The sequence below is a fragment of the Sphingobium sp. D43FB genome (genome assembly GCF_002312805.1).
In the GTDB taxonomy this organism is placed as follows: Bacteria; Pseudomonadota; Alphaproteobacteria; order Sphingomonadales; family Sphingomonadaceae; genus Sphingobium.
The window spans coordinates 1-2,577 of record NZ_NMUA01000098.1 but is presented as its reverse complement, the minus strand read 5'-3'; the positions used below and the strand labels follow the sequence as shown (position 1 = coordinate 2,577).

The 2,577-nt window shown below is 54.8% G+C and carries 2 protein-coding genes; both read right to left on the bottom strand.

The genetic code is table 11. The annotated features are described in order from the left end of the window. Nucleotides 1-72: 72 nt before the first annotated feature. Nucleotides 73-1,098 (bottom strand): site-specific DNA-methyltransferase, encoded by a 1,026-nt coding sequence (locus SxD43FB_RS25690; RefSeq protein ID WP_217988836.1) that lies wholly within the window; start codon nt 1,096-1,098, stop codon nt 73-75. Beyond that, nucleotides 1,098-2,354, bottom strand: a complete 1,257-nt coding sequence (locus tag SxD43FB_RS23265) for a DUF262 domain-containing protein (RefSeq protein ID WP_096064132.1) — start codon at nt 2,352-2,354, stop codon at nt 1,098-1,100. The genes SxD43FB_RS25690 and SxD43FB_RS23265 overlap by 1 nt, the downstream gene beginning before the upstream one ends. Between the last annotated feature and the right edge of the window lie 223 nt (nt 2,355-2,577).

The window sequence follows — 2,577 nt, the reverse complement described above, 5'->3', positions numbered from 1 at the left end:
CAGCGCCGCATTATACGCGCTCCAGTTTGTCGTGCGATACTTTGGTGAGGCTGGCTTGGGCATAGCCGCCCCCTAAAGCACTCGATTCACCTGAGGAATCCCCCAGGCGCAATTTCGCAACAAAGCCCTTTTGCGGCATGGAATGGTGGCGTGAGTCTTGCCAAAATGGATACGCGGCGGGTCCATAGCCATCGCGTCCTTTGTCGTATCCTCCTCCCATCGCCAGCCGGTTGACGGCATCTTGCAAGGTTTGCCAGTGATGGGGTGGGGAATGTCATAACGCGGGCGGCTATCGCGCCCGTCATCGGGACCGGCGAAATTGTCGGGGAAATATAACCCGCGATCATCGGACCAGTTGTAATGCTTGTGTGATTTGCGAGGATCGTCCTTTGACAGCGAACGATACCACGCCATCATCTCGGTTCGGATCGCTTCGTGGTCATCCCCAAGTCGATCACGCAGTTGTTGATAGTAGGCCAGTGCCTCATCTGCGCCCGCCTTACGCCGTCGCCACTTGATGTTGTTCGCAGTCAGGTGGGATTTGTTGCGCGCATAGATGACGATGTATTCATGCACGATGGGGAGCAGCTTGGCGTCGCCCTTCTTGCCCTTCTGCCAAACCATCGTGCCAGCACGGTTCTGTCTGCCGAAAATCTCGTCCAAGATTGCGATCAGATTACTAAATTCGTTCTCATCAATCGAAACGACAATGCAGCCGTCTTGCTTCAAGAAATCCTTCAACAAACGCACGCGGGGGTATAGCATCGTCAGCCATTTATCATGGCGTGATAAATCCTCTGCTTCCTTGCCGACTACCTTGCCAAGCCAAGATTTTATTTCCGGTGAGTTCACATTGTCGTTGTAAACCCAACCCTCATTCCCGGTGTTATATGGCGGGTCGATATAGATGCACTTCACCTTGCCCGCGTAATAGGGCAGAAGCGCCTTGAGGGCTTCGAGGTTGTCGCCCTGCACCAATAGATTGCCTGCGTCCGGGTCGCCCGCAGACAGTTCCCCGTCACAGTGGATCAGGCGATAGGGCACCTCGCGATGATGATTGACGACGGCCTTTTTACCAATCCAGTCAAGCGTCGGCATCAGGAAGCAGCACCCTTCGATAAATTGCAGTCCACACAGGCCAGTTGGCCGTTGGCAACCGTGGTCTTACCGCCCTTGCTATGGGCAATGATATGGTCGGCGTGCCAATTATCCCAACCGACTTTCACGCCGTCGCACTTGACGGCCAAGCGGCATTGCCCGCCATCGCGCCGATAGATCGCCAGCCGCTGTTCGTGCGAGAAGCCCCGTTTGGGGTCCGTCTGCTCGATAGTGGGGTAGGCTTCAAAAAACCGCTTTTCCAGGAATTCCACCCGGCCCCGAATGCTTTCCTCGGTATCGGTCGATTGGCTGGTCAAGCGCTTGTATTCGATCAGCGCAACGTCGCCCATGCCCTCGTCAATGTCAGCCAGCAATTCGTTGGAGGCCCGTTCCTGTTCAAAGGCGATGAACCATTCAGCCAGGGGGGTATGCAACCCTTGCCAGACATAATTTTCGATTAGCTGCGAAGCTATCGCGTAGAGGCTGATCACGTTGTAGCGAACCAGCTCTGGCGTCTTTTCCGGGAAGGCGGCTTTCAGAAAATCGAACACCCGGCGAACCTTCTTGGCTACCTTTCCGGCTGGGTCGAAATCCGCATTTTCCCGATACATCCGGTTCAAATCGGCATCGCGGACGTTGGCGGGGCCGCCGTTGATCTCGGTCATGATGGTCTGTGCGGCGATATGATCGAACGCATAGCGGGAATTGGCAAAGTGGCAGCTAGCAAAGAATGGGTGGCCCGCCGTCTGCCGAACAAAATCGCGCATGGTGCCGATCATGGCGTTGCGCTTTTCCTGAGCCTTTAGCGTCGTGCCGTTTTGCAGCCGCAAGAACATATCTCGGACTTCGTTTTCTTGTTCGTCCTCAATCGCGTCCATGATGATGATCACGTCGAGCGAATATTCGTCGAATTTCTGCATAATCTCGATGGGCAATTGAGAGTGCTTCAAGCCCGCGACCTTATGCCCGTCTATCGGGTCGGTATCCTTGGGGAGGGGGTATCCGTCCGCCTCAAATTCCCAGATGGCACGGAGGCGTTGCTGGCCATCGACAACCTCATATTGAACGCCATCGGGCCGATTGACCTTGCGCCAATAGAATTTCGGAATGTCATAGTTCCGGAGAATAGTGTCCATCAGCAATTGCTTTTGCTTACGGGACCATGCCGGGGGACGCTGATAATCAGGCGTAGGGTCAATGCGGTTTTGCATCTTGCAGACCGTGGGGATCGCAAAAGGCTGCTTTTTCATTTCCATGCGATGTCGATCCGATTTTGCTTCCTACATCCGCCTATGAAATTGCCGATCAATCTACAAGGACGGGATCGGCAGGCAGACGTAATAGCTTTTGAGGGCTTTGTTGCGAAATTGCGCCTGGGGGATTCCTCAGGTGAATCGAGTGCTTTAGGGGGCGGCTATGCCCAAGCCAGCCTCACCAAAGTATCGCACGACAAACTGGAGCGCGTATAATGCGGCGCTG